This is a genomic window from Mucilaginibacter sp. P4_G9, assembly GCF_056400985.1.
On the sequence record NZ_JBFUKF010000768.1, the window covers coordinates 1 to 1,254 of the forward strand.

At 33.3% G+C, this 1,254-nt stretch carries 1 protein-coding gene; it reads left to right on the forward strand.

Features of this window, described 5'->3' with window-relative positions; all coding sequences use genetic code 11:
* Nucleotides 1-239: 239 nt before the first annotated feature.
* Nucleotides 240-1,254, forward strand: a 1,015-nt coding sequence (locus tag AC1DPZ_RS27495) for a PAS domain-containing protein (RefSeq protein WP_477409508.1), incomplete at its 3' end; no start/stop codon positions are given.

Consider the following 1,254-nt stretch of genomic DNA (forward strand, 5'->3'; position numbering starts at 1 on the left):
ATATTATTGTCGTAAGCAATCGGATTTTAGGTTATAAATTTGTTTTGTAATTATCAGTATTTGAGTAGTTTATATCATATCAAATACTATATTTGGAATCCCATAATTATTCTAAAAATATAAAGGTTCAGCAAAACATAAACAACCAAAGGTTGTAAATAGGGTTGCTTTCTAATTGTGGCACATAATTTATTATTAATATCCGTCATTAAATAAGTAAAGAAGAGGTTATTTATAATATGAGTTTTTCTGAAGGGCATAAATTTTCTGATGATAGCAAGCAACATCTTGCTCAAATTATTGATAATATTAATGCCGGTATATGGGAGTATAATATTACAACTAAGAATATTAAATGGTCATCGGGGTTCTATACAGTTTTGGGGTATGAACCTGGCGAAATAGAATGCTCAAACCATATGTTTTTTGAACACCTGCTATACCACCAGGATAAGCCAGCATTTTTGGCGGCTTTAAATGATCAACCATCCGGTATAGTTAAACCTTTACAAATAAGACTGTTAACCAAAGCATCGGGCTATCATTGGTTTGAAAGCACTGTTAAAAAATATAGTGACGAAACCGGACAGATCATTTACGGCTCTATCATCAACATTAATCAGTTTAAGCAAGTTCAAATACAGGCCGCGCATAATGATCTGATTTACAACGAGACTGTTAAAATTGCTAAATTGGGTAGTTGGGAAATCAATACTGCTACCATGGGGTTATGGTTATCAAACCAGTTATATGATATTTATGAACTGCAAAACCACATTAAACTGTCAATTGAAGAAGCTATAAGTTTCTTTGAACCCCAGTATCGCCCGGTTATAAAAAATGCTATTGATAACGCCATCGAATTTTGTCAGCCTTATGAGCTGGAATTACTTTTCAGATCAGCAAAAAATAAAGTAATATGGGTGAGGGTTAAAGGAATACCTATTATTGATGATTTTGGTAAATGTGTAACTGTACGCAGCATTATCCAGGATATCGACAATAAAAGGCGAAAAACACTCGCGCTGGAATCCTCATTAAATTTACTAACAGATCAAAACCGAAGACTGCAAAACTTTGCTTATATAGTATCTCATAACTTGAGATCGCATACAGGTAATTTGCAGTTTATGGTAAATTTATATGATGATACCGCAGTTGAAGAAGACCGGTCAGAGATTTTTTCGCATATTAAATCCATAAGTAATAGCCTAAGCGCTACCATTGAGCACTTAAATGAAATAGTTACGATAC